Consider the following 26,750-nt stretch of genomic DNA (forward strand, 5'->3'; position numbering starts at 1 on the left):
CCCGCGCCCAACCACGGCTCGCTTCCCAACAAGCGGCCCCGCCAACCGCGACTTGCCCCTCCGCGTCTCTCCGCGTGACAGCCCGCCTTCGACGCGCGGCCGGCCAACCGCACCGGTCGCCAAGCCAGCGGGGGTGGGGTGCGCCACAGATCGCACGATTCGCGGCCAAACCAGACCACGCACACCAAAGCACCCCGCTCCCTTGGCCGCGAGCGATCGAGGACGCACCCCACCCCCGCGGACCACGCACGCCGAGCCGAGCTGAGCCGAGCCGAGCCGAGCCGACGCCCGACGCCGAACCCTCAGCCCGCGCCGACCGGCGCCCGCCGCGCGCCCCGCGACACCCCGTTCCACCCCGACGTTTCGAGGCTGAAGTAGCGTGCCCGCCATGTGCGGGCGCTACACGATCGGGACCACCGACCCCGGCGCCTTCGACTTGCGCTTCGGCGGCAACGTCGACATCGGCGCCCTCGGCCGCTACAACGTCGCGCCGACCGAGCCGGTGCCCGTGGTCCTGGGGCCGGCGGCGGCCGAGCGAGCCGCCTCGGCCGCGCCCGCCGACGCCACCCCGGCCACCCCCACCCCGACGCGGACGACCGTCAACGCCAGCTGGGGCCTGCTGCCGCCCTGGGCCCGCAGCCGTCGCGAGCGGCTGAAGCCGATCAACGCGCGGGCCGAGGAGCTGGCCAGCAAGAAGCTCTTCGCGCCGCTGCTCGACGACGCCGCCCACCGCGTGCTGGTGCTCGCCGACGGCTGGTACGAGTGGCTGAAGGCCGAGGACCAGAAGCGGACCGGTCCCAGCCGGGTCCCGTTCCACCACCGGGTCGACGGTGGCGGCCCGATCGCCTTCGCCGGCCTGCTGCGGACCGTCCGTGTCGATGCGAGCGAGCCGGGGCCGGCTGGCTTCGAAGCGCTCGAGCCGACCGTTCGCGCCGGCGGCGTCACCGGCGGCCGCGTGCCGCTGCGGACCGTGACCGTCGTGACCTGCGCCGCCAACCGGGTCGCCGCGCGGCTGCACGACCGGATGCCGGTCGTGCTCGGCGGCCCCGAGGAGGAGGCCGCCTGGCTCGACCCGGCGGTCTCCGGCGCCGACGCGCTGGGGCTGCTGGTGCCGCTGGCCGACGAGCGGCTGACGATCGCGCCGGCCAGCCCGCTGGTCAACAAGGTCGACCCCGAGCACGACGGCCCGTACCTGCTCGACCCGACGGTGACCGAGGTGCCCGGCGCCCCGACCCAGCAGCGGCTCGACCTGGCGGAGCCCGGCGGTGGCTAGGCGCCCGCGAGGGCCGGCGCGGCGGCTGCTGGACGCGTCCCGCGCCCCGCGGTTCGTGATCGAGGCGTCGCACGTGCTGCTGACCGTCGTGCTGCTGGTCGCCAACGCCAGCGCCGCCGGCGTCGCGCTGCTCCTGATCCTGCTCGTGATCCCCGGCTCGCAGGACGGCACCGACAGCGGGTCGGTGGCGGCGAACCTGATCGTGCTGCTGTCGTTCGCCGCGGTGGTGCTGCCGGTGGTGCTGGTCTGGTCGTCGCGGATGACGGCCGCGTCGCTGGCGTGGCTGCGGGAGGACCGCGTGCCGACCGAGGAGGAGCGCACGCGGCTGCTGCGGAGCCCGATGCGGGTGATGCGGACGATCTCGCTGAGCTGGATCCTCGCGACGATCCTCTTCACGCTCTTCAACAGCCAGTACTCGTGGCCGCTGGCGATCCGGGTCGGGCTGACGGTCCTGTTGACCGGCCAGACGATGGCGGCGTTCGGCTTCCTCGCGGCCGAGCGGCTGCTGCGGCCGGCGGCGATCCACGCGCTCGAGCGGGGCGGCGCGATCGAGCGGGCGGTGCTGCCGGGGATCACCCGTCGCCACCTGCTCGGCTGGAGCACCGCGACCGGCGGCCCGGTGCTGGGCGTCGTCTCGGTCGGGATCCTGGCGCTCGCCGGGGTCGAGGGCACGACCCCGAGCCGGCTCGGGCTGACGATGGTCGTGCTCGGCGGCCTGGTGCTGGTGGCCGGGCTGGTGATCGAGCTGATCGCCGCGCGGGCCGTCGCCGACCCGGTGCGGACGATCCGGCGGGCCGTCGACCGGGTCGGACGCGGCGAGCTCGACGTACGGGTCCCGGTCTACGACGGATCGGACATCGGCCGCCTGCAGGAGGGCTTCAACCGGATGGTCGCCGGGCTCCACGAGCGCGAGCGGCTGCGCGACCTGTTCGGCCGCCACGTCGGCGAGGACGTCGCGCGCGCGGCGCTCCGGCAGGAGGTCCGCCTGGGCGGCGAGACGCGCGACGTCTGCGCCCTGTTCGTCGACATCGTCGGCTCGACGGCGCTGGCCACCAGCCACGAGCCGGACGAGGTCGTCGGGCTGCTCAACCGCTTCTTCGGCGTCGTGGTCGAGACCGTCGGCGTCCACGACGGCTGGGTCAACAAGTTCGAGGGCGACGCGGCGCTGGTCGTGTTCGGCGCCCCGGTCGACCAGCCCGACGCGCCCGACCGGGCGCTGCGGGCGGCCCGCGAGCTGGGCGAGCGGCTGCGCCGCGAAGTCCCCGGGATCCGGGCCGGGATCGGCGTCAGCGGCGGCCCGGCGGTGGCCGGCTACATCGGTACCGAGGAGCGGCTGGAGTACACGGTGATCGGCGACCCGATCAACGAGGCGGCGCGGCTGACCGAGGCGGCCAAGGACGTTCCCGGGCTGGTCGCGGCGGCCGGACGGCTGGTGGCGCGGGCCTCGGAGGCCGAGCGGGAGCGCTGGTCGCCGGTCGGGGAGCGGGTCCTGCGCGGTCGCGCCGAGCCGACGGTCGTGATGACCCCGACGGCGACCGCGGTCGACCCGGCGGCCTGAGGAGCGGTCGCCCCGGGCCGCTGGGGGCCGAGGCCGGTCAGCGACGATGTACCGTCTCCGGCGATGTCCCGGCGCCTCTCGTTCCGGCCGCTCTGGGCCGGCGCGCCGGGCCAGTCGCCCCGCGACCTGCTGGACGGGATCCGCGGCCGATCCGCCGATCCGCGGCTGGTCGTCAGCTCGACCCGGATCCTGCTCGAGCTGGTCCTGACGGCGGCCAACGCCGGCGCCGCGCTGCTGAGCATCCTGCTGGTCGTCTTCGTCACGCCAGGCACCGGGGACCTGCTGCGCTCGACCCAGCTGGTCGAGAACCTGGTCGTCGCCGCCGCGCTGGTCGCGGTGATCGTGCCGACGATGGTCAGCTGGTCGCGACGGGCGCTGCGCCGCGCGCTGCGCTCGCTGGAGCCGGACGCGACCGCCGCCGACCGCGACCGGCTGGTCCGCGCGCCGCTGCGGATCCTCAAGGTCTTCTCGCTGCTGTGGGTGGGGATCGCGCTCGTGTTCGGGATCTACAACCTCGAGGACTCGACGGTGCTGGCGTTCTGGATGACCGTCACCGCGTTGCTGGTCGGCCAGGCCGCCGCGGCGTTCAGCTACCTGGCCGCCGAGCGGGTCCTGCGGCCGGCGGTGCTGCTGGCGATGGAGGGCGGCCGGATCGATCGCGCGCTGCTGCTCAGCGGCACCCGCCGGCAGCTGCTCGGGTGGGTGACCGCGACCGGCGGCCCGCTGATCGGGGCGGTCACGATCGGCCTCTTCGTCCTGCTCGGGATCGGCGACGGCTCGCGGGAGCGGATGGGGGTGGCGCTGGTCGTGCTCGGGTTGGGCGGGCTGGTGGCCGGCGCGACCCTCCAGGTCCTCTCCGCGCGGGCGCTGGCCGACCCCGTCCGGACCGTGCGCGACGCCGTCGACCGCGTTCGCCAGGGCGATCTCGAGGTCCGGATCCCGGTCTACGACGTGGCCGAGATCGGCCGCCTCCAGCAGGGCTTCAACCGGATGGTCGCCGGGCTCCAGGAGCGCGAGCGGCTGCACGACCTGTTCGGCCGCCACGTCGGCGCGGACGTCGCGCGGGCGGTCCTCGACGAGCGGATCCCCAGCGGCGGCGAGCAGCGGGAGATCTGCGCCCTGTTCGTCGACCTGGTCGGCTCGACGACGCTCTCGGCCGAGCGCGGCCCGGCCGAGGTCGTCGCTCTGCTCAACCGCTTCTTCGCCGTCGTCGTCGACGTCGTCGGCACCCACGGGGGCACCGTCAGCAAGTTCCAGGGCGATGCCGCGCTGGTCGTCTTCGGCCTGCCGACCGCGGCCGCCGACACGCCCGACGCCGCGCTCCGCGCCGCCCGCGTGATGGCCGAGCGACTGGCCGAGCGGGTGCCGGAGGCGCGGGCCGGGATCGGGGCCACCGCCGGACCGGTGATCGCCGGCTACGTCGGGACCGAGGAGCGGTTCGAGTACGCGGTGATCGGCGACGCGATCGACGAGGCCCAGGCGCTGACCGACGCGGCCAAGGAGCAGCCGGCGATGGTCGCCGCGTCGCGGCGGCTGGTCGAGCGGGCCAGCGCGATCGAGCAGGAGCGCTGGCGCCCGGCGTCGCGCCGCGTCCTGGTGCTGCGCCGCCGCGAGCGGCCGACCGACGTGATGACCCCGGTGACCCCGTGACCGGCGAGGGACGACCAGCCAGGCTGCTGCTGCCGCCGCTGACGCTCCGCGGCGGCCTGGCGCTGCTGCGCGACCCGGCGCCCGGCGACCCGCGGCGGGCGGTCGACCGCGCCGGGCTGCTGATCGTGCTGGTGACGGCGCCGGCGAACCTGCTGGCGGTCGTCGTCGAGTGCCTGCTGCTGATCGTCGCGATCCCCGACGACGCCCACGCGACCCGCGAGCTGTGGCTGCAGAACGCCGTCCTGATCCTGGTCGTCTTCGCGGTCGCCGGCTCGGTGATGCTGTTCTACGCGCTGCGGCTGTGGACGCGCTTCCGCTCGTGGGCGGGCCAGGACGGCGTGCTCGGCGAGCAGGAGCGGGCGCTGGCGCTGCGGGTGCCGACGCTGACGATGCGGATCTGGGCGATCGCGTGGGTGGCGGCGGCGATCCTGTTCGCGCTCTTCAACCTTCGCGAGTCGACCTTCCTCGGCGTCCGGGCGCTGGTCGCCTCGCTGCTGGTCGGCCAGGCGATGGCGGCCTTCGCCTACCTGGTCGCCGAGCGCGCGGTGCGCCCGGCGCTGGCGCATCTGCTGCGGGTCGGCGAGGTCGAGGACGCGGCCCTGCCGGGGATCGAGCGCCGCCAGCTGCTGGGCTGGACGAGCACCGCCGGCAGCGCGTTCCTGACCTTCGTCCTCGTCGGGGCCGGGACCGTGCTGGGCTACGGCCGCTTCACGACCGAGCGGCTGGCGCTGACGCTGGTGCTCGTGGGACTGGCCGGCCTCGGCTTCGGGTTCGTCGTCCAGTGGCTGGCCGTGCGGTCGGCGACCGATCCGATCCGGACGGTGCGAGACGGGCTCGACCAGCTGCGCGCGGGCAGCTTCGACGCTCGGATCGACGTCTACGACGGTGCCGAGGTCGGGCGGCTGCAGGCCGGGTTCAACCGGATGGCCGAGGCGCTCCAGGAGCGCGACCGGGTCCACGACCTGTTCGGGCGCCAGGTCGGCGCGGAGGTCGCGCGGGCGGCGCTCGACGCCGACGTCCGGCTCGGCGGCGAGACCCGCGACGTCTGCGCCCTGTTCGTCGAGGCGCTGGCGGCCACCTCGCGCTCGCCCGCGCGGCGCCCCGACGAGGTGATCGGCCTGCTCAACCGCTTCTTCGCGGTCGTCGTCGAGACCGTCGGCGCCCACGAGGGCTGGGTCAACAAGTTCCAGGGCGACGCTGCCCTGGTCGTCTTCGGGGCCCCGGCCGACCAGCCCGACGCGCCCGACCGGGCGCTGCGCGCCGCCCGCGAGCTGGGCGCCCGGATCGCCGCCGAGCTGCCCGACGTCCACGCCGCGATCGGCGTCAGCGGCGGCCGTGCGGTCGCCGGCTACATCGGCACCCAGGAGCGGTTCGAGTACACGGTGATCGGCGACCCGATCAACGAGGCCGCCCGCCTGTGCGAGATCGCCGCCGCGGTGCCGGGCTGCGTCGCCGCGTCGGGGCGGCTGGTGGATCGCGCGACGGCGGCCGAGCAGGCGCGGTGGCGCCTGGACCACCGCGAGCGGCTGCGCGGGCGCGGCGAGCGGACCGCGGTGATGGTCCCGCGCGGCTGAGCCTGTCGGCGGCCGCGGCAGGACGCCGTCCACCGCCCGGCTGCCACCAGGGAGGAGCCGGGCGGCCAGCGCCTGTCCGCGCGGCGCATCGGACGCGGCTTCGGCGCGGGATAGTGTCGTGGTGATGCCGACGGCCCCCGCCACGCCCTACCGGTCGCCCGACGGGATCTACGACGAGGCGGTCGGCCCGTCGGGGGCCCCGCGCGAGCACGCCGAGAGCCTGATGAGCGCGGTCGGCGCGCTGGCGCCGGAGCAGCTGGCGGCGCTCGGCAAGCGTCGCGACCGCAGCTTCCTGCAGGCGGGGATCACCTTCGACACGATCGGCCCCGACGGCCAGGCCGTCGACCGGCCGTTCCCGCTCGACCTGATCCCGCGGATCATCCCGGCCGAGGAGTGGTCGACGATCAAGCGCGGGTTGGCCCAGCGGCTGCGGGCGCTGAACCAGTTCATCGACGACGTCTACCACGGCCGCGAGATCGTCCGCGAGGGCCTGATCCCGTGGCGGCTGGTCGTCTCCCGCACGCACTTCGCGCGGCCGGTCGTCGGCGTCCGGCCGCCCGGGGGCGTCTACGCCCACGTCGCCGGGCTCGACCTGGTCCGCGACGGCGACGGCTCCTGGCGGGTGCTCGAGGACAACGTCCGGACGCCGTCCGGGATCTCCTACGTGCTGGCCAACCGCCAGGCGATGACGCGGCTGGCGCCGCGGCTCTTCAGCGGCTACCGGGTGCGCCCGGTCGACCACTACCCGCAGGTCCTGGTCGAGGCGCTGCGGGCGGTCGCCCCGGCCGACGACGACGAGGCGACCGTCGTCGTCTGGACCCCCGGTCCGCTCAACCCGGCCTACTTCGAGCACGCGTTCCTGGCCCACCAGATGGGAGTCGAGCTGGTCCAGGCCTCCGACCTGGTCGTGCGCGGGGACGTCTGCTACATGCGGACCACCCGCGGCCTGGAGCGGGTCCACGCGATCTACCGCCGGCTCGACGACGACTTCTGCGACCCGCTCGACTTCCGCTCCGACTCGGTGATCGGCGTTCCCGGGCTGGTCCGGGCCTACCGCGCCGGGACGGTCGCGATCGCCAACGCCTTCGGCACCGGCGTCGCCGACGACAAGGCCGTCTACCCCTACGTGCCGGACATGATCCGCTTCTACCTGGGGGAGGAGCCGATCCTCCAGAACGTCCCGACCTACCGGCTGGAGGACCCCGACATGCTGGCCGACGTCCTCGGGCGGCTCGACGAGCTGGTGGTCAAGCCGACCGGCGAGTCCGGCGGCAAGGGGGTGGTGATCGGCCCGCACGCGACCGCCGCCGAGCTGGCCGAGGCCCGCCGCGCGGTGCTCGCGAACCCTGGCGGCTACATCGCCCAGGAGGTCGTGCGGCTGTCGACCGTGCCGACGGTCGAGGCCGACGGCCGGCTCTCGCCGCGGCACGTCGACCTGCGGCCGTTCGCGGTCTTCGGCGAGTCGATCCGGGTGATCCCGGGCGGGCTGACGCGGGTCGCGATGGAGCCCGGGTCGATGGTCGTCAACAGCTCGCGCGGGGGCGGGTCGAAGGACACCTGGGTGCTCGAGGACGACCGCTCCGACCGGACGCCGGAGCCCGAGCACGCGGCGGTCCAGGGCGAGCGGCTGCTGGCGGCGCTGCCGGAGGTCCGCTGGGGCGGCTCGTGGGTCGGGCAGTCGCAGCAGCAGCAGCAGGCGGTGGCCGCGGCCGATCCGCCGACCCCGACCCCGACCCCGACCGACCCACCGGAGCCGCGCTGATGCTGGCCCGGATCGGCCACGAGCTGTACTGGCTGGGGCGCTACGTCGCCCGCGCCGACCACACCGCGCGGATGCTCGAGGGCGTCTTCGCGGCCGACCTCCAGGGGCGGCCGGACGACCCGGTCGGCGTCAACCTCTCGTGGGGCCCGGTGATGGCGATCATGGGCGCCGACTGGGACGGCCGCCGGGTCGACGCCGACGAGGCGCTGCAGGGCCTGATGCTCGACCCCCAGCGCGATGCCTCGGTGGTCGCCTGCGTGCGCCGCGCCCGCGAGAGCGCCCGGACCCTGCGCGACGTCGTGCCGCAGGACATGTGGGAGGCGATCAACACCCTCTCGCTGGAGCTGCTGGCGGTCACCCCCGACGGCCTGCTGCTCGATCCCTCCGGGGCCTTCCGGGTGGTCCGCGAGCGTTGCACCCTGTTCTGGGGCCTGATGGGCGGCACGATGCTGCGGGACGAGGCCAGCGCCTTCCTGGCCGCCGGCGAGCGGCTCGAGGGCGCCAGCGTGCTGCTGCGGATGCTGCGGGTCGCGCTGCCGGCGATCGCGACCGCCTCCTCGCCCGACGGCGGCGACATCGACGGCCAGGCGCACGCGCTGCTGCGGGCGGTCGGCGGCGAGCAGGCGTTCCGGCGCTCGCCGTCGGGGCCGCCCGACACGCCCCACGTGGCCCGCTTCCTGCTCTTCGAGCGCGACTACCCGAACTCGGTCGCCGCGCACGTCGCCGCGGTCCACGACGCGATCGACCGGGCCGACGTCGCCTCGCGCTCGAGCCCGCCGGTGCTGCGGCTCTCGCGACTGACCGCCGACCTCGACTTCCACCGCCGGAGCCTCGAGTCGGCCGACCGCAGCGTGCTGCTGGAGCAGTGCGTGACCCTCCAGGACGAGCTCGACGCGGTCGACCGCGACGTCTCCGACCGCTACTTCGCCGGGGCCCTGCGGCCCGTGGCCTTCAGCGTCTCGTGAATGCCGTGACGACCGCCGCGACCGGGACCATCTGACCGTGCACTTCGGCATCGAGTACGTCACGCAGTACCGCTACGACGGCGAGGTCGTGGACAACCTCAACGCGATCCGGGCACGCCCTGCGACGACCTCGCTGCAGCGCTGCGACGAGTTCCACGTCCGCACCGACCCCGAGACGCGGCTGCACCGCTACGTCGACTACTTCGGGGCCGAGGTCGTCGAGTTCGGGATCGACCGGCCCCACGACCACCTGACGATCGACGTCCGCGCCCGCGTCACCACCAGCGACCCGGATCCCCCGCCGGAGGCCCCCTGGAGCGCGCTGCGGAGCCCCGCCTACGACATCGCCGCCGGCGAGTTCGTGCTGCCGACCGGCCAGGAGCCGCCGCCCGAGCGGACCGCCGACCTGGTCGAGGTGACGCGGGCGACCTCGCCGCTGGCGACCGTCCGGCTGACCACCGAGCTGCTGCGCGACCGCTTCGTCTACGACCCGACCGCGACCTTCGTCGGCTCGACGATCGAGGAGTTCCTCGACAGCGGGGCCGGGGTCTGCCAGGACTTCGCCCACCTCGCCGTCGTCCTGCTGCGGGCGCACGGGATCGCCGCCCGCTACGTCTCCGGCTACCTCTGGGCTCGCTCGCCCGACGGCGGCGACGACTCGATGGAGGTCGCGACCCACGCCTGGGTCGAGGCGCTGCTGCCGGGCCTCGGAGCCCGCGACGAGCCGGTCTGGGTCGGCAGCGACCCGACCAACGGCGTGCTCGCCGGGGCCACCCACGTCAAGATCGGCCACGGACGCTCCTACCGCGACGTGCCGCCGATCCGGGGCGTCTACCGCGGCCAGGCGAAGGCCGAGCCGGAGGCCCGTGTCACCATGACCCGGCTCGATCCGCAGACCAGCCCGCGCGCGTAGATCGGCCCCCGCCGGCCGCACCGCGCCGCTGGGGGCGTTTCCGCTACTCTCCCTCGCCGGACCTGCCCAGGGGTGGGTCCGTCTTGTCGGGTCGTCTCCGCGGCCCGACACGGAGAACTTGACCGCATCGACGTACGGGAGCCCGAATGGCCCGCGGAGATGTCCGCGTCGCTGTCACCCTCGCCTGTGAGGAGTGCAAGCGCCGCAACTATCAGACGAAGAAGAACAAGCGCAATACGCCGGATCGGCTGACCATCAGCAAGTACTGCCGATGGTGCCGGACGCATACCTCCCACAAGGAGACTCGGTAGCGGCATCAGCCGCCCGAAGAGACGACAGCCGTCATGGCCGCCGAGGAACACGACGAAGAGCGCCCGCGCCTGTCCGCTACCCCGAAGGGGAGCGGCCAGCCCGCGACGGCCGGGGCCTCGGTCCCGGCCGCGGCGGCCGACGTCCCCGCCACCCGCGGGGGCATCGCGCGCTTCCCAGGGTTCCTCCGTGCGTCCTGGGCGGAGCTGCAGCGCGTCCGCTGGCCGGACCGCACGCAGGTCGCTCAGGGCACTGGTGTCGTGATCGTGTTCGTCCTGCTGGCCGGTCTGTTCCTCGGTGGCGTCGACGCTCTCGCGTCCCGCATCGTCGACCTGATCATCTGAGCCCGCTCCGGACTCCGAGCACCACGCCCCGTCTCCTACCCGGCCGTTCGCGCACCCACTTCACGCACATGTATCGCTGGTACGTCGTAAATACCTTCTCTGGCCACGAGGCCAAGGTGAAGCAGAAGCTCGAGCACCGTCTGGTGTCCCTCGGGCAGCGGCGTGCCGTCCGCCAGATCGTGGTGCCCACCGAAACGGTCACCGAGGTCAAGGACAACCAGAAGGTGACGTCCGAGAAGCGGACGATGCCCGGGTACGTGCTCGTGCAGATGGACCTCAACGACGATTCGTGGCAGCTCGTCAAGGGCACGCCCGGCGTCACCGGGTTCGTCGGGGCCGGCGATGAGCCGATCCCGCTCACCCAGGAGGAGATCGACCGTCTCCTCAAGCGCGCTCAGCAGCCCACCAAGGCGCAGGCGCGCGCACAGTTCTCGGTCGGCGAGTCCGTCAAGGTCGTCGCCGGCCCGCTTTCCGACTTCTCGGGCGAGATCGCAGAGGTCTCCCCGGACGCCGGCAAGCTCAAGGTTCTTGTGTCCATCTTCGGCCGGGAGACCCCGGTCGAGGTGGGCTTCGATCAAGTGAAGAAGATCTGAGATGGCGAAGAAGGTCTTGACCCAGATCAAGCTGCAGGCCCTCGGCGGACAGGCCTCTCCGGCCCCGCCGGTCGGCCCTGCGCTCGGTCAGCACGGGATCAACATCATGGAGTTCTGCAAGGCGTTCAACGCCCAGACGCAGCAGGACGCCGGCACCGTGATCCCTGTCGTCATCACGGTCTACGAGGACCGCTCGTTCACGTTCGTCACCAAGACGCCGCCGGCAGCGATCCTCATCAAGCAGGCGCTGAACCTGAAGAGCGGGTCGGGCGAGCCGCACAAGACGAAGGTCGGCACGCTGTCGGCCGACCAGGTGCGCCAGATCGCCGAGAAGAAGCTCGCCGACCTGAACGCCAACGACGTCGACGCCGCGGTGAAGATCATCGCCGGCACCGCCCGCTCGATGGGCGTGGAGGTGGAGGCCTGATGAGCACGAAGCACGGCCGCAAGTTCGTCGCCGCCAAGGCGAAGGTCGATCGCTCGCGCGAGTACGCCGCTCCCGAGGCGCTGGCGCTGGTCAAGCAGGTCTCCCGCGCCAGCTTCGACGAGTCGGTCGAGGTCCACATCCGCACCGGCCTCAACGTCCGCCACGCGGACGAGCAGCTGCGCGGCACGATCGCGCTGCCGCACGGTCTCGGCAAGTCGGTCACGATCGCCGTCTTCGCCGCCGGTCCGAAGGCCGCCGAGGCCGAGGCCGCGGGCGCCGACATCGTCGGCACCGACGACCTGGCGAAGAAGATCGAAGAGGGCTTCAACGACTTCGACATCGTCATCGCGACGCCCGACCAGATGCCGCTCGTCGGTCGCCTGGGTCGGATCCTCGGTCCGTCGGGCAAGATGCCGAACCCGAAGGTCGGCACCGTGACGATGGACGTCGCGAAGGCCGTCGAGGAGTCGAAGGCCGGCAAGGTCGAGTACCGCACCGACCGCACCGCGATCGTCCACCTGACGATCGGCAAGACGTCCTTCCCCGCCGAGCAGCTGGTCGAGAACCTCGCCGCTGTCCTCGACGAGATCAACCGTGCCCGGCCGTCCGCGGCCAAGGGCCGCTACATCCGCTCGGTGACCGTGGCTTCGACCATGGGCCCCGGCGTGAAGATCGACCAGTCGCGGGTCCGCGACAGCGCCGAGGAGGGTGTGCCGGCCGCCGCCTAGGCAGCCCCTCACACCCTTCCTGCGCCCCCGAAGACCCTCGGCTGGCCGTCACCCGACGGCTGGAAGCCCGAGACAGGAGGCCCATGAACCGCGAAGAGAAGACAGCGGCGATCGCCGAGATCGCCGAGAACATCAAGGAGTCCGAGGCGGTCATCGTCGTCGACTACCGCGGACTCACGGTCACCCAGGCCGGCGAGCTGCGCGCGCAGCTGCGCGATGTCGACGCCAGCCTCACGGTCGCGAAGAACACGCTGACCGGCCGCGCGATCAGCGACGTCGGCGAGTCCGCCGAGCCGCTGCGCGAGTTCCTCGCCGGCCCGACGGCCCTCACGTACGTGAAGGGCGATGTCGCCGCGGCCGCCAAGGCCCTCACCACCTTCGCCAAGGACAACGGCGACCTGCCCGCGTTCAAGGGCGGCGTCCTGGACGGCAAGCAGCTCGCCGTCGACGAGATCAAGGCGATCGCCAAGCTCCCGTCGCGCGACGTCCTCTACGGCCAGCTGGTCGGCATCGTGGCCGCCCCGCTGACCGGCCTGGCACGTGGCCTGGGCGGCCTGCTCGGTGGCCTCGCCATCGCGCTCGGCCAGGTCCAGGAGAAGAAGCAGTCGGGCGAGATCCCGGCGGGCGACGCGCCCGCCGCGGCTCCGGCCGCCGAGGAGGCTCCCGCCGCCGAGGCTGCCACCGACGAGGCTCCGGCCGAGGAGCCCGCCGCTGAGGAGGCTCCGGCCGCCGAGGCTCAGGACGGCGAGGCCGAGGCTTCCGCCGAAGACACTGCAGCAGCAGACGAGTCGGGTGCGTCGGCGTAGTTCCGTCGCAACCCGCTAGACCCACCCGAATCGCACACAGGAGAACAGACATGGCTACCACGCAGGAGTGGATCGACGAGCTCAAGAGCATCTCGGTGCTCGAGCTGGCTGAGCGCATCAAGGCGCTCGAAGAGGAGTTCGGCGTGTCGGCGACCGCCGTCGCCGCGGCCGCCCCGGCCGCCGGCGGTGGCGGTGGCGAGGCTGCCGCCGCCGAGGAGCAGTCCTCGTTCGACGTGATCCTCGAGTCCGCCGGCGACAAGAAGATCGGCGTCATCAAGGTCGTCCGCGCCGCCACCGGCCTGGGCCTGAAGGAGGCCAAGGCGGTCGTCGACGAGGCCCCGGGCCCCGTCAAGGAGGGCGTCGAGAAGGACGAGGCCGAGAAGCTGAAGGCCGAGCTCGAGGAGGCTGGCGCCACCGTCACGCTCAAGTAGCGCGACGGCAGCGTCCGCTGCCCGACCTCCGGTGCCGCCGAGCGGCGCCGTTCGCCACGGGGCGGTCCATCGGACCGCCCCGTTCGCGTTGGAGGGGTGGGGGGAGAGGGGATCAGAGCCGGTCGGCGCGGCGGGTCGGGCGGCGGGCGGTGGCTCGGCGGCGGTGCCTCGAGTCGCTTGGCGGGGCGGGGCGGGGGACGGGCTCGGTGGTGGGCGGCTCGATCGGTTGGGCCGCGGCGGGCTCGGCGGCCGGGCGGTGGCCGGGTGGCGGGTGGCTCGCGTGGCTGCGGCGTCGGCGGGCTCGTCGTGGGCCGGTTGCCGGGCGGCGGGCGTCGAGCGGCTCGGCGGGGTCTGGGGGTCTCGGTCCGCTGCCGCTTGGGCGTGGTCGGTGGTGGCGGCGGGAGCGGCTCGGCCGTGGCGGTCTGCCGGCCGCTGCCGCTGGGCATTGACGAGGGTGGGGCTGGCGCCGGGGTCGGGCGAGCGGCGTCGTTGTCCCGCACCGGATGGCTGGTGGTCTTCCCGCCGTGGCCGAGCTGCGATCGGTGCGACGAGGGCGGCCGATCGCCATGTCGTCCCCCTCCGCGCGACGAGACGACGATTCGGCGCGTCATAGCCGTGCAATCGTCGGTTGGGGCTCTGGGGCGCGACGAGACGACGATCTAGGGCACTGCACCGTCGGCTGGCCAGCAGTTCGGCTCCGGGCCAACGTCGCGGTTGGCCCGATCACCGACTCCGGCCCAGCCCCGTCAATGCCCAGCGCGAGCGGCCGGCAGACCATCACCGCCGAGCCACCCTCGCCGTCGCCACCGACCACGCCCAAGCGGCAGCGCGCCCGATACCCCCAGACCCCGCCGAGCCGCTCGACGCCCGCCACCTGACAACCACCCCACGACGAGCCCACCGACGCCCCAACCGTCCGCTGCCCACCCAGCGACCGCCGACCCCCGAAACCGCCCGCCATCACGCCGATCCAGCCCCGCGTGCGCGATCGGGCTCGCGCCGGTACAATCGACCGCGTCGACCGATAGTCGCAGCCGTCCTCCTTACGGATCCCGCGCCACATACGCGGGTCTGCGGACGGGGTCCGTGAGCGTCGACCACCCTCGCACGGGGGTCTCTAGTCCCGTGTGCTAGTTTTGACGTTCGCGCTCGTCTGCCCGCCGAGCGCGAATCCTCGCCCAGACACCCAGACCCTCCGAGGAGTCGCCCGCCTTGTCCACGGTCAACGCCCTGCGCACGCGCCGCACGTTCGCGCGTCTCGAGCAGGTTCTCGACGTCCCCAACCTCATCGACATCCAGCGTCGGTCGTTCGACTGGCTCGTGGATCCGGAGAAGGGGGGCCTCCGCGAGACGATCGATGACATCTCGCCGATCGAGGACTACACCGGCAACCTCGCCGTCGAGTTCGGGGAGCTGGAGTTCGGCGAGGAGACGCACTCCCTCGCCGAGTGCAAGGAGAAGGGCCAGACCTACTCGCGGCCGCTCTCCGTCGAGGTCGCCTTCGTCAACCGCGAGACGGGCGAGATCCGCGAGCAGTCCGTCTTCATGGGCGACTTCCCGTGGATGACCGAGCGGGGCACGTTCATCGTCAACGGCACCGAGCGCGTCGTCGTGACGCAGCTGGTCCGTTCGCCGGGCGCCTACCTGATGGAGCCGAAGGATCGCGAGAAGCAGGTCTTCGTCGCGAACCTGATGCCGGCTCGCGGCTCGTGGCTCGAGCTCGAGATCGACAAGAAGGGCAAGGTCTTCGTCCGCATCGACCGCAAGCGCAAGCTGCCGGTCACCGTCCTGCTGCGGGCGATGGAGTACAACCCCGAGCTCGACTCCGAGCACGAGGAGACCGACGCCGACGTCGACGCCCTCGACGCGACGCTGCTGGAGCGGTTCAACGGCTCCGCCTACATCCGCAACACCCTGCTCACCGACACCGAGCAGACGCGCACCAAGAAGGGCGCGCTCGTCGAGCTGTTCAAGAAGCAGCGCCCCGGCGAGCCCCCGACGGTCGACGCCGCGTACGCCCTGCTGCAGACGCTGTTCTTCGACCCCAAGCGCTACGACCTCACCCGCGTCGGCCGCTACAAGCTGAACTCGCGGCTGAAGCTCGACATCGACCTCGAGACGCGCCACCTCACGCCCGAGGACATCTACCAGCTGATCCGTGAGCTGGTCGCCCTCCCGCGCGAGCTCGGCATCCCCGAGGACGAGGAGATCGAGATCAAGGACTACGCGGCCGAGGCCTCGGCCATGCCGCGCGAGCCCGTCGCCGACCTCCTCGACGAGTACGAGCACTTCGGCAACCGCCGCCTGCGCACGGTCGGCGAGCTGATCCAGGACGCCTTCCGCGTCGGCCTCTACCGGATGGAGCGCGTCGTCCGCGAGCGCCTCACCACCGAGGACGAGGACACGATCACCCCGCAGTCGATCGTCAACATCCGCCCGGTCTCCGCGGCGCTCAAGGAGTTCTTCGGCTCCTCGCAGCTCTCGCAGTTCATGGACCAGAACAACTCGCTGGCGGGCCTGACCCACCGGCGGCGCCTGTCGGCCCTGGGCGCCGGCGGCCTGACCCGCGAGCGGGCACCGATCGAGGTCCGCGACGTCCACCCGACCCACTACGGCCGGATGTGCCCGATCGAGACCCCGGAGGGCCCGAACATCGGCCTGATCGGGTCGCTGTCGAGCTACGCGCAGGTCTCGGAGCACGGCTTCGTCACCACCCCCTACCGGGTCGTCTCGGGCGGCAAGGTCACCGGCGAGGTCGTCCACCTGGACGCCACGCAGGAGGAGGAGAACCTCGCGGCCCAGGCCGACGCGCCGCTCGACGCGGACGGTCGCCTGGTCGAGGACGAGGTCCTCTGCCGCACCCAGGCCGGCAAGTACGTCGTCGTCCCGCGTGACGAGGTCACGCTGATGGACGTCTCGCCGCAGCAGATCTGGTCCGTCGCCACGGCGATGATCCCGTTCCTCGAGCACGACGACGCCAACCGCGCGCTGATGGGCTCGAACATGCAGCGGCAGGCGGTGCCGCTGCTGAAGACGGACGCCCCGCGGATCGGCACCGGCATGGAGGCCCGCGCCGCGCAGGACTCCGGCGACGTCGTGATCGCCAAGCACGACGGCACCGTCAGCTACGTCGACGGCAACCGGATCGTCGTCGACCACGCCGAGGGCAAGGACGAGCACCACCTCGAGAAGTTCGAGCGCTCCAACCAGGGCACCCTGATCCACCAGCGCCCGCTGGTGAAGCGCGGCCAGCCGGTGCTGGCCGGCCAGGTGCTGGCCGACGGGTCCTCGACGTCGATGGGCGAGATGGCCCTCGGCAAGAACCTGATGGTCGCCTTCATGTCCTGGGAGGGCTACAACTTCGAGGACGCGATCATCCTCAGCCGGCGCCTCGTCAGCGACGACGAGCTCACCTCGATCCACATCGAGGAGTACGAGATCGACGCCCGCCAGACGAAGCTCGGCGACGAGGAGATCACCCGCGACATCCCGAACCGCGCCGAGGAGTCGCTGCGCAACCTCGACGACCGCGGCATCGTCCGGATCGGCGCCGAGGTCGGCTCCGGCGACCTGCTGGTCGGCAAGGTCACGCCGAAGGGCGAGACCGAGCTGACCGCCGAGGAGAAGCTGATCCGCGCGATCTTCAAGGAGAAGGCGCGCGAGGTCCGCGACACCTCGCTCAAGGTCCCGCACGGCGAGGGCGGCGTCGTGATCGACGTCAAGACCTTCCACAAGGACGACGGCGACGACCTGCCCCCGGGCGTCAACGAGCTCGTGCGCGTCTTCGTCGCGAAGAAGCGCAAGATCTCCGAGGGCGACAAGCTCGCCGGGCGCCACGGCAACAAGGGCGTCATCTCGAAGATCGTCGACATCGAGGACATGCCGTTCCTGGAGGACGGCACCCCGGTCGACGTGATCCTCAACCCGCTGGGCGTGCCGTCGCGCATGAACGTCGGCCAGGTGCTGGAGATCCACCTCGGGTGGGCCGCCGCGCAGGGCTGGTACCCGGACGGCACCGAGGCCTGGGATCAGCGCGAGGGCAACCGCAACGGCGGCGTCTACGTCTCGACCCCGGTCTTCGACGGCGCCACGGTGGCGCAGGTCGACGAGGCCCTGGTCAAGTGGCAGGACAACCACACCGCCAACGGCGGCCAGATCAACATGGACGTCGACAAGTCGCGTCCGGCCGGCACCCAGGCGAGCGGCAAGTTCACGCTCTACAACGGGCGCACCGGTCAGCCGTTCGACGCGCAGATCACCGTCGGCTACATGTACATCCTCAAGCTGCACCACCTCGTGGACGACAAGATCCACGCGCGTGCCACCGGCCCGTACTCGCTCGTCACCCAGCAGCCGCTGGGCGGCAAGGCGCAGTTCGGCGGCCAGCGGTTCGGCGAGATGGAGGTCTGGGCGCTCGAGGCGTACGGCGCGGCCTACACGCTGCAGGAGATGCTCACCATCAAGTCCGACGACACCGTCGGGCGTGTGAAGGCCTACGAGGCGATCGTCAAGGGCGAGAACATCGCCGAGCCGAGCGTCCCGGAGTCCTTCAAGGTGCTCCTGAAGGAGATGCAGGCGCTGTCGCTCGACGTCCGCGAGATCCACGACGAGGGCGCCGCCTCCGCCGTGGACGACGAGGACGAGCTGCTGCGCGCGGCCGAGGAGCTCGGCATCGACCTGGGCGGCGTCCGCGCCGACCTCGGCGACGAGCCGGCCGCCGACGAGAGCGGCGAGGAGACCGACGGCGACGTCGCCGTCGACGACGACCCGGCGGCCGCGGGCGAGACGCCCGTCGACCTGCTGGACGAGACCGGGGATGCGGAGCCCACCGCCGCCGCCCCCGTCGAGGAGGACGAGGCGTAGGACGGCCCGCGGCGCCCTCGGGCGCCGTCCGCCGACCCCCACGCCCCGCCAAGCACACGAACAGGGATCACTACCCCGTGCACGACATCAACACCTTCGACGCCATCGAGATCGGCCTCGCCTCCTCCAAGCAGATCCGTTCCTGGAGCTCCGGCGAGGTCCTGAAGCCGGAGACCATCAACTACCGCACGCTCCGCCCCGAGCGCGACGGCCTCTTCTGCGAGCGCATCTTCGGTCCGACCAAGGACTGGGAGTGCTACTGCGGCAAGTACAAGCGCGTCCGCTACAAGGGCATCATCTGCGAGAAGTGCGGCGTCGAGGTCACGCGCTCCAAGGTCCGCCGTGAGCGGATGGGGCACATCGACCTCGCCGCGCCGGTCAGTCACATCTGGTTCTTCAAGGGCGTCCCGAGCCGCATCGGGTACCTGCTCGACATGGCTCCCAAGGAGCTCGAGAAGATCCTCTACTTCGCGGCCTCGATCATCACCTGGGTCGACCAGGAGGCTCGTTGGCGCGACCTGCCCGAGCTCGAGGCGCAGGTCCAGGAGGACCTCGACCAGGCCGCCGCGATGGAGAAGGACGAGCTCGAGGGGCTGCAGAAGTCGCTCGACGCGCGCCTGCAGTACCTCCAGGACGGCTCGCAGGAGTCCTTCACGGACGACGACTACCTGTGGGCGGAGTCGCTCGACATCGTCGTCGGCAAGCTGACGGACGACGAGCGCAAGAAGCACACCAACGACACCAAGAAGCAGCTGACGTCGGAGATCGAGGATCTCCGCGCGCACTACGAGGAGTCGCGTGCCCGCCTGCGCGAGGTCTGGAAGCTCTTCGCCAACAAGGAGGAGCCGTCCGACGACCCGCCCGCCGAGGGCGAGGACTGGCCGCTGAAGGCGTTCACCGACAAGGCGATCGAGAAGGACGACTTCGTCCCGAAGACCGTCATCGCCGACGAGACGTTCTTCCGCGAGCTGAAGATGCGCTTCGGCTCGCCGTACGGCTACGGCGAGTACTTCGGCGGCGGCATGGGCGCGGAGCACATCCGCGAGCTGATGCTGCTGAAGCCGGAGTACGACCGCGAGGCCCCGCGTCGCGACCCGGACGCCGAGCGGCTCGCCGGCGTCGACATCGACGTCCGCGACCAGCCGGGCATCTGCCTCAAGCACGAGCGCGAGGACCTCGAGGACCTCGTCAAGAACGGCAAGGGCCAGAAGCAGCAGCGCGGCGTCAAGCGCCTGAAGGTGCTGTCGGCGTTCTACGACCCCGAGAACGCGCCGTACTACTCGCAGGTCAACAAGCCCGAGATGATGGTGCTGGACGCGGTCCCGGTGATCCCGCCGGACCTGCGCCCGATGGTCCAGCTGGACGGTGGCCGCTTCGCGACCTCCGACCTCAACGACCTCTACCGCCGCGTCATCAACCGCAACAACCGCCTCAAGCGCCTGCTCGATCTCGGTGCTCCCGAGATCATCGTCAACAACGAGAAGCGGATGCTGCAGGAGTCCGTCGACGCGCTGTTCGACAACGGCCGTCGCGGTCGCCCGGTCACGGGCCCCGGCAACCGTCCGCTGAAGTCCCTGAGCGACATGCTCAAGGGCAAGCAGGGCCGGTTCCGCCAGAACCTGCTCGGCAAGCGCGTCGACTACTCCGGCCGCTCGGTGATCGTGTCCGGTCCGTCGCTGCGGCTGCACCAGTGCGGTCTGCCGAAGCTGATGGCGCTGGAGCTGTTCAAGCCGTTCATCATGGCCCAGCTCGTCGAGCGCAAGGACGCGCAGAACATCAAGGCCGCCAAGCGCCTCGTCGACGAGTCGCGCGAGGAGGTCTGGGACGTCCTGGAGCAGGTCATCCAGGAGCACCCGGTGCTGCTCAACCGCGCGCCGACGCTGCACCGCCTCGGCATCCAGGCGTTCGAGCCGAAGCTGGTCGAGGGCAAGGCGATCCAGGTCCACCCGCTCGTCTGCTCGGCCTTCAACGCCGACTTCGACGGCGACCAGATGGCCGTCCACGTGCCGCTGTCCGCCGAGGCCCAGGCCGAGGCGCGGCTGCTGATGCTGTCGTCGAACAACATCCTCTCGCCGGCCAACGGCGCGCCGCTGGCGACCCCGTCGCAGGACATGGTCATCGGCGGCTACTACGTCACGCTCGGGCCGGAGCCCGAGGTGCTGGCGGAGAAGCACAAGACCCTCTACGACGGCACCTGGCCGAAGGACGAGCCCAAGCCGCGCGTCTTCCGGACCGCCGCCGAGGCGACCCTGGCCGACCAGCACGCGGGCGCCAAGCTCCACGACCTGGTCGAGTTCCGGGCGACCGGCCGCGAGCCGGTCCTGACCACCCTCGGGCGGGTCATCTACAACGAGCGCATCGAGCGCGCGCTGCAGGAGACCCTCGGCGAGGAGTTCGACCCGTCGTCCTACGTCTTCATCAACCAGTCGATGAAGAAGAAGGACACCCAGCGGTTCATCGACCAGCTGGTCCAGATCTACGGCCCGTCGACGATCTCGCTGGTCCTCGACGCGTTCAAGGACCTGGGCTTCGAGTTCGCCACCCGCGCCGGCGTGACGGTCTCGAAGAACGACGTCGTCATCCCGCCGAGCAAGGGCGAGATCCTCAAGAAGTACGAGGGCGTCGTCGCCGGCATCCAGGAGCAGTACGACGACGGCCTGATCACCGATCAGGAGCGTCACGAGCTGGTCGTGAACAAGTGGAACGAGGCGACGGAGGAAGTCGCCAACGCCATGGAGGCGCACTTCGACTCCCGGAACCCCATCTACATGATGGCCAACTCCGGGGCCCGAGGGTCGCTCAAGCAGATCCGCCAGCTGGCCGGCATGCGCGGCCTGATGTCGAACCCGAAGGGCGAGATCATCGAGCGGCCGATCAAGGCCAACTTCATGGAGGGGCTCGACGTCCTCGAGTACTTCATCTCGACCCACGGCGCCCGCAAGGGCCTGGCCGACACCGCGCTGCGCACCGCCGACTCCGGGTACCTCACCCGGCGCCTGGTGGACGTGTCGCAGGACGTCATCATCCGCGAGCCGGACTGCGGCGCCACCGAGGGCATCAAGCTGCCGGTCTACAACGAGACCGGCGACCTGAACCCGAACCTGGCCGGCCGCGTGGCCGTCGAGGACATCGTCGTCGGGGGCGAGACGCTGATCCCCGCCGGCGAGGAGATCGACAACGTCCGGGTCGAGGCGCTGGTCCAGCTCGACGCGAGCGAGAACCCGCAGATCCACGTCCGGTCGGTCGGCAAGTGCCTGGCCCTGACCGGGATCTGCCAGGCCTGCTACGGCCGCTCGATGGCGACCGGCCAGGTCGCCGAGATCGGCGACGCGGTCGGCATCGTCGCCGCGCAGTCGATCGGCGAGCCGGGCACCCAGCTGACCATGCGCACGTTCCACACCGGCGGCGTCGCCGGCGCGGACATCACGCACGGCCTGCCGCGCGTCGTGGAGCTGTTCGAGGCCCGCAAGCCGAAGGGCCTGGCGAAGATCGCCGAGCACGACGGCACGGTCGGGGTCGAGAGCACCGACAAGGCGCTGACGGTCGTCATCACCGACGCCGCCGGCGACGAGCACCGCTACACGTTCCCGCGCCGCACCCGCCTGTTCGTCGAGGAGGGCCAGAAGGTCAAGGTCGGCGAGCAGCTCAACGAGGGCTCGCTGTACCCGCACGAGCTGCTGGCGCTGCAGGGCCGGACCGCGACCGAGCAGTACCTGGTCAAGGAGGTCCAGGCGGTCTACAAGTCGCAGGGCGTCGACATCAACGACAAGCACATCGAGCTGATCGTGCGCCAGATGCTCAAGCGCATCCGCGTGGAGCAGAAGGGCGACACGGACTTCCTCCCGGGGCAGTTCGTGGACCGGAACGAGTTCTTCCGCGTCAACGAGCAGGTCGAGGCCGACGGCGGTGAGACGGCGACCTTCGAGGAGGTCATCCTCGGCATCACCAAGGCGTCGCTGAACACCGACTCGTTCCTCTCGGCGGCCTCCTTCCAGGAGACCACGAAGGTCCTGACCGACGCGGCGCTGGAGGGCAAGCGGGACGACCTGCTGGGCCTGAAGGAGAACGTCATCATCGGCAAGCTGATCCCGGCGGCGACGGGTCTCCGTCACTACCGCCGGATCGAGATCGAGCCGACCGAGCCGCTGCCGCACGCCGGCGACGTGGCCCTGCTCGAGGGCGACGAGCTGCTCGGCGACCTCGACCTCGAGGCCGGTCAGCCCTACGGCGACGAGCTCAGCCAGGACCTGCGGGACCTGGAGCAGCTGGGCGGCGCCTCGGGCGACCTCGCCGACGAGCTGATCGAGCTCGACGTCCCGCGCGAGGACCCGCGCGGCTGAGCCCCGCCGCGCTCCGGCGACGGAGCGCGCATCCGCTGGCGAACACGACGCCCCGGCCCCATCGGCCGGGGCGTCGCGCGTTCGGGGGCGATCACCGTCCCGCCATCCGTCCGTCGGCCCCATCCACGGGAGCGTTCGGCGACGGTCGATCGAACCCGGAAGTCTCGTCGCCCGCGGGGGCTCGTGGGGGCTCCGAACGGCCAACGTCCGTCCACGCCGAGCGTCCAGACGTACAGGATCAACCCCCGAACGGACGAACTTACGCAGAGATGGGTAACTCCTTTAGGCGGGGTCTGTACGTTCTGGCGACTCCCCGGTCAGATCCCGGACCTCCGCCGCCCCAACCACGTGGCGGAAGCGCCCGGTGATCACGCCTACCCAATGCTCCAGCTCGGAATCGTCCTCGCACTGCTCAGCGCGCTCGCCGCGAACCTGGGCTTCCTCTACAAGCACCGGGGGGCCAACGAGGCCCCCGTGGTCGACGCGCGCCACCCGATCCGCACCGGGCTGGCGCTCTGGAAGTCGCGCTGGTTCGCTGCCGGGATGATCATCGGCGGCGTCGGCTGGGCGCTCCACACGGCGGCGATCTCGGTCGCGCCGATGTCGGTCGTGCAGGTGGTGCTGGCCGGCGGGATCGTGCTGGTCGCGGTGCTCGCCGACCGGGTCTTCGGGATCTCGGTCGGCCGCCGGCAGTGGGCCGGCCTGATCCTGACCGGCGTCGGCCTGGCGCTGCTGGTCGTCGCGATGCCGGCGGTCACCAACGCCCACGCGACCTTCCGGGTCGCCGCGCTGGCCGCGTTCGAGGGCGGTCTGCTGACGGTCGGGATCCTGCTGATCGCGGGCGGCCACCACCAGCGCGGCGCGCACATGCGCGGCCCGCTGCTGGGCGCGGCGGCCGGCGTCCTGTTCGGCGTCTGCAACGTCGCCGTCAAGGCCACCACCGGCGTCCTCGCGGCCGGCGGGACGATCCTCACCCCGTGGGTGCTGGTCGCGATCTCGGCCTCGATCCTCGCCTACTACATCTCGGCTCGCTCGCTCCAGGAGGGCGGGGCGGTCGAGGTGATCGCGATCACCGCCACCGGCGCCAACGTCGTCGGCATCCTCGGCGGGCTCGTCGTCTTCGGCGACCCGATGGCGAACAACACCGTCGGCATCGTGCTCCAGACCGTCGCCTTCGCGATGGTGGTCGTCGCGGCGGCCCTGCTGCCCGCCCCGCGCGCCGCCTCGGCGGCGCCCGCGGCCGCCTAGCGCGGCCGCGCCAGGGCGCTCAGCCGGCCGCGGTGCCGTCGAGGATCGCGGCCGTGACCCGCTCGGGGTCGTCCCACAGCGGGACGTGACCGCAGCCGGGCAGCGGCGCCAGGCGCGCGAACGGCAGCCGCTCGATCGCCCGCGGCCCCTGGCGGGGCAGCAGCAGGGCGTCGCGCTGGCCCCAGGCGATCGTCAGCGGCGTCGAGGTCGCCCCACCGCGGATCTCGGCCCCGAAGGTCGCCCGCATCACCGGAATCGTCCCCGGGCTGTGCGCCACGCCGCGGACGAGGCCCGCCAGGTCCTCGGCCGGGACCGCCCACGGCTTCGCGAACATCTGGGCGCCGAGCGCCGTCCGCAGCGGCTTCGGGCTGGTCAGCCGGTCGGCCTGGCCGGCGATCGCCTTGCAGGCCGCGTGGGTCGCGCGCATCGACGCCTTCGCGAACGCCGCCTCCGCGCGCGATGCGAAGCCCACCGGGTTGATCGCCACCGCCGAGGAGACCGCGTCGCGGGCCGCCAGCTCGACGGCGATCCCGCCCCCGACCGAGATCCCCGCGACCGCCGGCCGCTCCAGCCCGAGCTCGCCGACGAACTCCTCGATCGTGTCGGTCAACCGGCCGAGCGTCGGCGACCCCGGCAGCGAGCGGCTGTCGCCGAACCCGGGCAGGTCGACCGTGATCACCCGTCGCTCGGCCGTCAGCCGCGGCAGCAGTGAGCGCCACACGTTGCGATCGCCCCCGAGGAAATGCAGCAGCACCAGCGGTGCGCCGTCGCCGGACTGATCGTGAGCCAGCATGGCGCGACCCTATCGGCTGGCCCGCGCGCGTCCGACCGGAATGAGATGCTGCGGACCGGTCGCGTCGTCGCGCGGAGGGGGGCCGCAGCGCCCCGCGGCGCTGTGCTTGCTAGCATCGCCCGTCGCATGCCCACGACCAGCCAGCTCGTTCGGAAGGGCCGCAAGGCCAAGGCGAAGAAGCTCTCCACTCCCGGCCTCAAGTCGGGCAAGGGACGCAAGAAGAAGGTCGCCGCGCCTCAGCGCCGCGGCGTCTGCACGCGTGTCTACACGACCACGCCGAAGAAGCCGAACTCCGCGCTGCGCAAGGTCGCTCGTGTCCGGATCAGCTCCGGCATCGAGGTCACTGCCTACATCCCCGGCGAGGGCCACAACCTGCAGGAGCACTCGGTCGTGCTCGTGCGTGGTGGCCGCGTCAAGGATCTGCCGGGCGTGCGCTACAAGGTCGTGCGCGGGTCGCACGACGCCGCCGGCGTCAGCGACCGCAAGCAGGCCCGCTCGCGGTACGGCGTCAAGAAGGGGAAGTAGGCCATGGCTCGTCGCGCCAGCGCCCAGACCCGCACGCTCGAGCCGGACGCTGTCCATCGCTCGCGGCTGGTCCATCAGCTCATCAACAAGATCCTGCTCGACGGGAAGAAGTCGACCGCAGAGCGGATCGTCTACGACGCCCTCGCGATCCTCGCGGAGAAGACCGCGGGCGACCCGGTCGAGCAGCTCGAGATCTCGATCAAGGCGCTGACGCCGCAGCTCGAGGTCCGCTCCCGTCGCGTCGGCGGCGCCACCTACCAGGTGCCCGTCGAGGTCCCGACCGACCGCTCCCGCACGCTCGCGCTGCGCTGGCTGGTCGAGGCTGCCCGCGGTCGCCGCGAGCGCTCGATGGCCTCGCGTCTGGCCAACGAGCTGCTCGACGCCCAGAAGCAGCAGGGCGGCGCCTACAAGAAGAAGGACGACATCTTCCGCATGGCGCAGGCCAACAAGGCCTTCGCCCACTACCGCTGGTAGCGGGCGGCGCGAGGCGTCCGTCGACGCTTCGCACCCACCCGCGTCGTTCGACGGCCACCCATCGGGTGGCCGTTTTGCGTTGGGGGCTGGGAAGGAGCGGGGCGATGTGGTGCTCCTCCCGTCAGGCGACCGCAACGTCACATCGAGCCGGCCGCCGGCCCTCAGCTGCCCAGCACCCTCCGCGCGTGGTCCTCGAAGGCCGCGCGGCTGGCGACGGGGCGCAGCTGGCCGACCATCAGGGCGTCGGGCAGGATGCCGGCGCTGGCGCGGAAGGGGACGCCGATCGGGGCGGGGGAGTGGAGCGCCCGGCCGAGCAGCGACGAGGTCCGGATGATCCCGGCGACCCGCCGCCGGCGGCCGCGCTCGAAGCGGGCGAAGGCGACGGGCGGATCGGCCTCGGCGGCCAGCAGCGCGCCGAGCAGCACGCCGTCCTCGATCGCCTGCGCGCCACCCTGGCCCAGGTGCGGCCGCGTCGGATGGGCCGCGTCGCCGATCACCGCGACCCGCCCGGCGGACCAGCGTCGCGGCATCCGTCGGTCCTCGATCGGGTGCCACAGCAGCTCGGCGGGGTCGGTCGCGGCGATCAAGGCCAGCAGCTCGGGGTCCCAGCCGGCGAAGCGCTCGGCCAGGTGGGCGAGCGGGTCGTCCGGCCGGCGCGCGTCCGACCCGGCCCGCTCGGTGGCGAACCAGTAGGTCGACGCCTCGCTGACCGGCATCAGCCCGGCCTCGCGGGCAGGGCCCCAGAACTGGCACGGGTCCTCGCCGGTCGGCAGGTCGGCGATCCCGCGCCAGCCGACGTAGCCGGCCCGCCGCGGTCGCAGGCGGTCGTCGAGGCCTCGCGCGATCGGCGACGCGATCCCGTCGGCGCCGACCAGGGCGTCGGCGTCGATCGACGTCCCGTCGTCCAGGCGCACCTCGACCTGATCCGGCGAGGGTTCGAATCCGATCACCGTCCGGCCGAAGCGGACGTCCTCGCCGGCGACGCCCCCCGCGAGCGCGTCGAGCAGCGCCGCCCGGCGGATCCCGACCAGCTCCTCGCCCAGCGCGGCGCGGAGCGTGGCGCGATCGGGCCGCTGCAGCCAGCGCCCGTCGCTCTGGCGGGTCCCGCTCGGGAGCGCCCGCCGCCCGCCCGCCCGGACCGCGTCGCCCAGGCCGACGCGGTCGAGCGCGGCCA

At 72.3% G+C, this 26,750-nt stretch carries 21 protein-coding genes; 19 read left to right on the forward strand and 2 right to left on the reverse strand.

All coding sequences use genetic code 11. The features are described 5' to 3' along the window. The first annotated feature begins 388 nt into the window (after positions 1-388). The 17 genes from PAI11_RS23055 (at position 389) to PAI11_RS23130 (ending at position 23,784) form a co-directional block, all read left to right on the forward strand. Positions 389-1,273, forward strand: a complete 885-nt coding sequence (locus PAI11_RS23055) for an SOS response-associated peptidase (RefSeq protein WP_007579351.1) — start codon at positions 389-391, stop codon at positions 1,271-1,273. Next, positions 1,266-2,831 carry an adenylate/guanylate cyclase domain-containing protein gene (locus PAI11_RS23060; RefSeq protein WP_007579353.1) on the forward strand — a complete coding sequence of 522 codons (1,566 nt, stop codon included), beginning with the start codon at positions 1,266-1,268 and terminating at the stop codon, positions 2,829-2,831. The genes PAI11_RS23055 and PAI11_RS23060 overlap by 8 nt, the downstream gene beginning before the upstream one ends. Positions 2,832-2,894: 63 nt before the next feature. Then, positions 2,895-4,481: an adenylate/guanylate cyclase domain-containing protein gene (locus PAI11_RS23065; protein WP_050897372.1), complete on the forward strand. Its 1,587-nt coding sequence runs from the start codon at positions 2,895-2,897 to the stop codon at positions 4,479-4,481. Continuing rightward, a complete protein-coding gene (locus tag PAI11_RS23070; RefSeq protein ID WP_050897374.1) occupies positions 4,478-6,055 on the forward strand; it encodes an adenylate/guanylate cyclase domain-containing protein in 1,578 nt (525 codons plus the stop codon). The genes PAI11_RS23065 and PAI11_RS23070 overlap by 4 nt, the downstream gene beginning before the upstream one ends. A 124-nt stretch (positions 6,056-6,179) precedes the next feature. Beyond that, positions 6,180-7,817 carry a circularly permuted type 2 ATP-grasp protein gene (locus PAI11_RS23075; protein WP_040601500.1) on the forward strand — a complete coding sequence of 546 codons (1,638 nt, stop codon included), beginning with the start codon at positions 6,180-6,182 and terminating at the stop codon, positions 7,815-7,817. Beyond that, entirely contained in the window at positions 7,817-8,782 is a 966-nt protein-coding gene (locus tag PAI11_RS23080) for an alpha-E domain-containing protein (RefSeq protein ID WP_007579360.1), read from the forward strand. The genes PAI11_RS23075 and PAI11_RS23080 overlap by 1 nt, the downstream gene beginning before the upstream one ends. Positions 8,783-8,819: 37 nt before the next feature. Next, positions 8,820-9,695 carry a transglutaminase family protein gene (locus tag PAI11_RS23085; RefSeq protein WP_007579362.1) on the forward strand — a complete coding sequence of 292 codons (876 nt, stop codon included), beginning with the start codon at positions 8,820-8,822 and terminating at the stop codon, positions 9,693-9,695. Between the two features lie 146 nt (positions 9,696-9,841). Then, positions 9,842-10,006, forward strand: coding sequence for a 50S ribosomal protein L33 (rpmG, locus tag PAI11_RS25715; protein ID WP_081488611.1), 165 nt, complete (start codon positions 9,842-9,844; stop codon positions 10,004-10,006). 33 nt (positions 10,007-10,039) lie between these two features. Continuing rightward, positions 10,040-10,348 carry a preprotein translocase subunit SecE gene (gene secE / locus PAI11_RS23090; RefSeq protein ID WP_007579364.1) on the forward strand — a complete coding sequence of 103 codons (309 nt, stop codon included), beginning with the start codon at positions 10,040-10,042 and terminating at the stop codon, positions 10,346-10,348. 68 nt (positions 10,349-10,416) lie between these two features. Next, positions 10,417-10,941: a transcription termination/antitermination protein NusG gene (gene nusG, locus PAI11_RS23095; protein ID WP_040601495.1), complete on the forward strand. Its 525-nt coding sequence runs from the start codon at positions 10,417-10,419 to the stop codon at positions 10,939-10,941. A gap of 1 nt (position 10,942) precedes the next feature. Further along, complete coding sequence (rplK, locus tag PAI11_RS23100) at positions 10,943-11,368, forward strand: 50S ribosomal protein L11 (protein ID WP_007579367.1); 426 nt, start codon at positions 10,943-10,945, stop codon at positions 11,366-11,368. Beyond that, entirely contained in the window at positions 11,368-12,096 is a 729-nt protein-coding gene (gene rplA / locus PAI11_RS23105) for a 50S ribosomal protein L1 (protein ID WP_007579369.1), read from the forward strand. The genes rplK and rplA overlap by 1 nt, the downstream gene beginning before the upstream one ends. 83 nt (positions 12,097-12,179) lie before the next feature. Beyond that, complete coding sequence (rplJ, locus tag PAI11_RS23110; protein WP_007579371.1) at positions 12,180-12,902, forward strand: 50S ribosomal protein L10; 723 nt, start codon at positions 12,180-12,182, stop codon at positions 12,900-12,902. Between the two features lie 50 nt (positions 12,903-12,952). Further along, complete coding sequence (gene rplL / locus PAI11_RS23115; RefSeq protein WP_007579379.1) at positions 12,953-13,333, forward strand: 50S ribosomal protein L7/L12; 381 nt, start codon at positions 12,953-12,955, stop codon at positions 13,331-13,333. A gap of 1,212 nt (positions 13,334-14,545) precedes the next feature. Next, a complete protein-coding gene (gene rpoB / locus PAI11_RS23120; protein WP_007579383.1) occupies positions 14,546-18,196 on the forward strand; it encodes a DNA-directed RNA polymerase subunit beta in 3,651 nt (1,216 codons plus the stop codon). 77 nt (positions 18,197-18,273) lie between these two features. Continuing rightward, on the forward strand, positions 18,274-22,536 hold the full coding sequence (gene rpoC, locus PAI11_RS23125) for a DNA-directed RNA polymerase subunit beta' (protein WP_007579385.1): 4,263 nt from the start codon (positions 18,274-18,276) through the stop codon (positions 22,534-22,536). 381 nt (positions 22,537-22,917) lie between these two features. After that, positions 22,918-23,784 carry a DMT family transporter gene (locus tag PAI11_RS23130; RefSeq protein WP_007579387.1) on the forward strand — a complete coding sequence of 289 codons (867 nt, stop codon included), beginning with the start codon at positions 22,918-22,920 and terminating at the stop codon, positions 23,782-23,784. Between the two features lie 19 nt (positions 23,785-23,803). Here the strand turns inward: PAI11_RS23130 and PAI11_RS23135 are convergent, their stop codons facing one another. Continuing rightward, complete coding sequence (locus PAI11_RS23135) at positions 23,804-24,577, reverse strand: alpha/beta fold hydrolase (RefSeq protein WP_007579390.1); 774 nt, start codon at positions 24,575-24,577, stop codon at positions 23,804-23,806. 126 nt (positions 24,578-24,703) lie between these two features. Between PAI11_RS23135 and rpsL the strand changes: the two genes are divergently transcribed. Both rpsL and rpsG read left to right on the forward strand, forming a co-directional pair. After that, the gene (gene rpsL, locus PAI11_RS23140; RefSeq protein ID WP_007579392.1) at positions 24,704-25,102 is read left to right on the forward strand and encodes a 30S ribosomal protein S12; all 399 of its coding nucleotides are present in this window, start codon (positions 24,704-24,706) and stop codon (positions 25,100-25,102) included. 3 nt (positions 25,103-25,105) lie between these two features. Then, complete coding sequence (gene rpsG / locus PAI11_RS23145; RefSeq protein ID WP_007579394.1) at positions 25,106-25,576, forward strand: 30S ribosomal protein S7; 471 nt, start codon at positions 25,106-25,108, stop codon at positions 25,574-25,576. Between the two features lie 161 nt (positions 25,577-25,737). Here the strand turns inward: rpsG and PAI11_RS23150 are convergent. Beyond that, a partial coding sequence (locus PAI11_RS23150) for an FAD-dependent monooxygenase (RefSeq protein WP_040601496.1) occupies positions 25,738-26,750 on the reverse strand: 1,013 nt, incomplete at its 5' end.

The sequence above is a fragment of the Patulibacter medicamentivorans genome (assembly GCF_000240225.1).
Lineage (GTDB): Bacteria > Actinomycetota > Thermoleophilia > Solirubrobacterales > Solirubrobacteraceae > Patulibacter > Patulibacter medicamentivorans.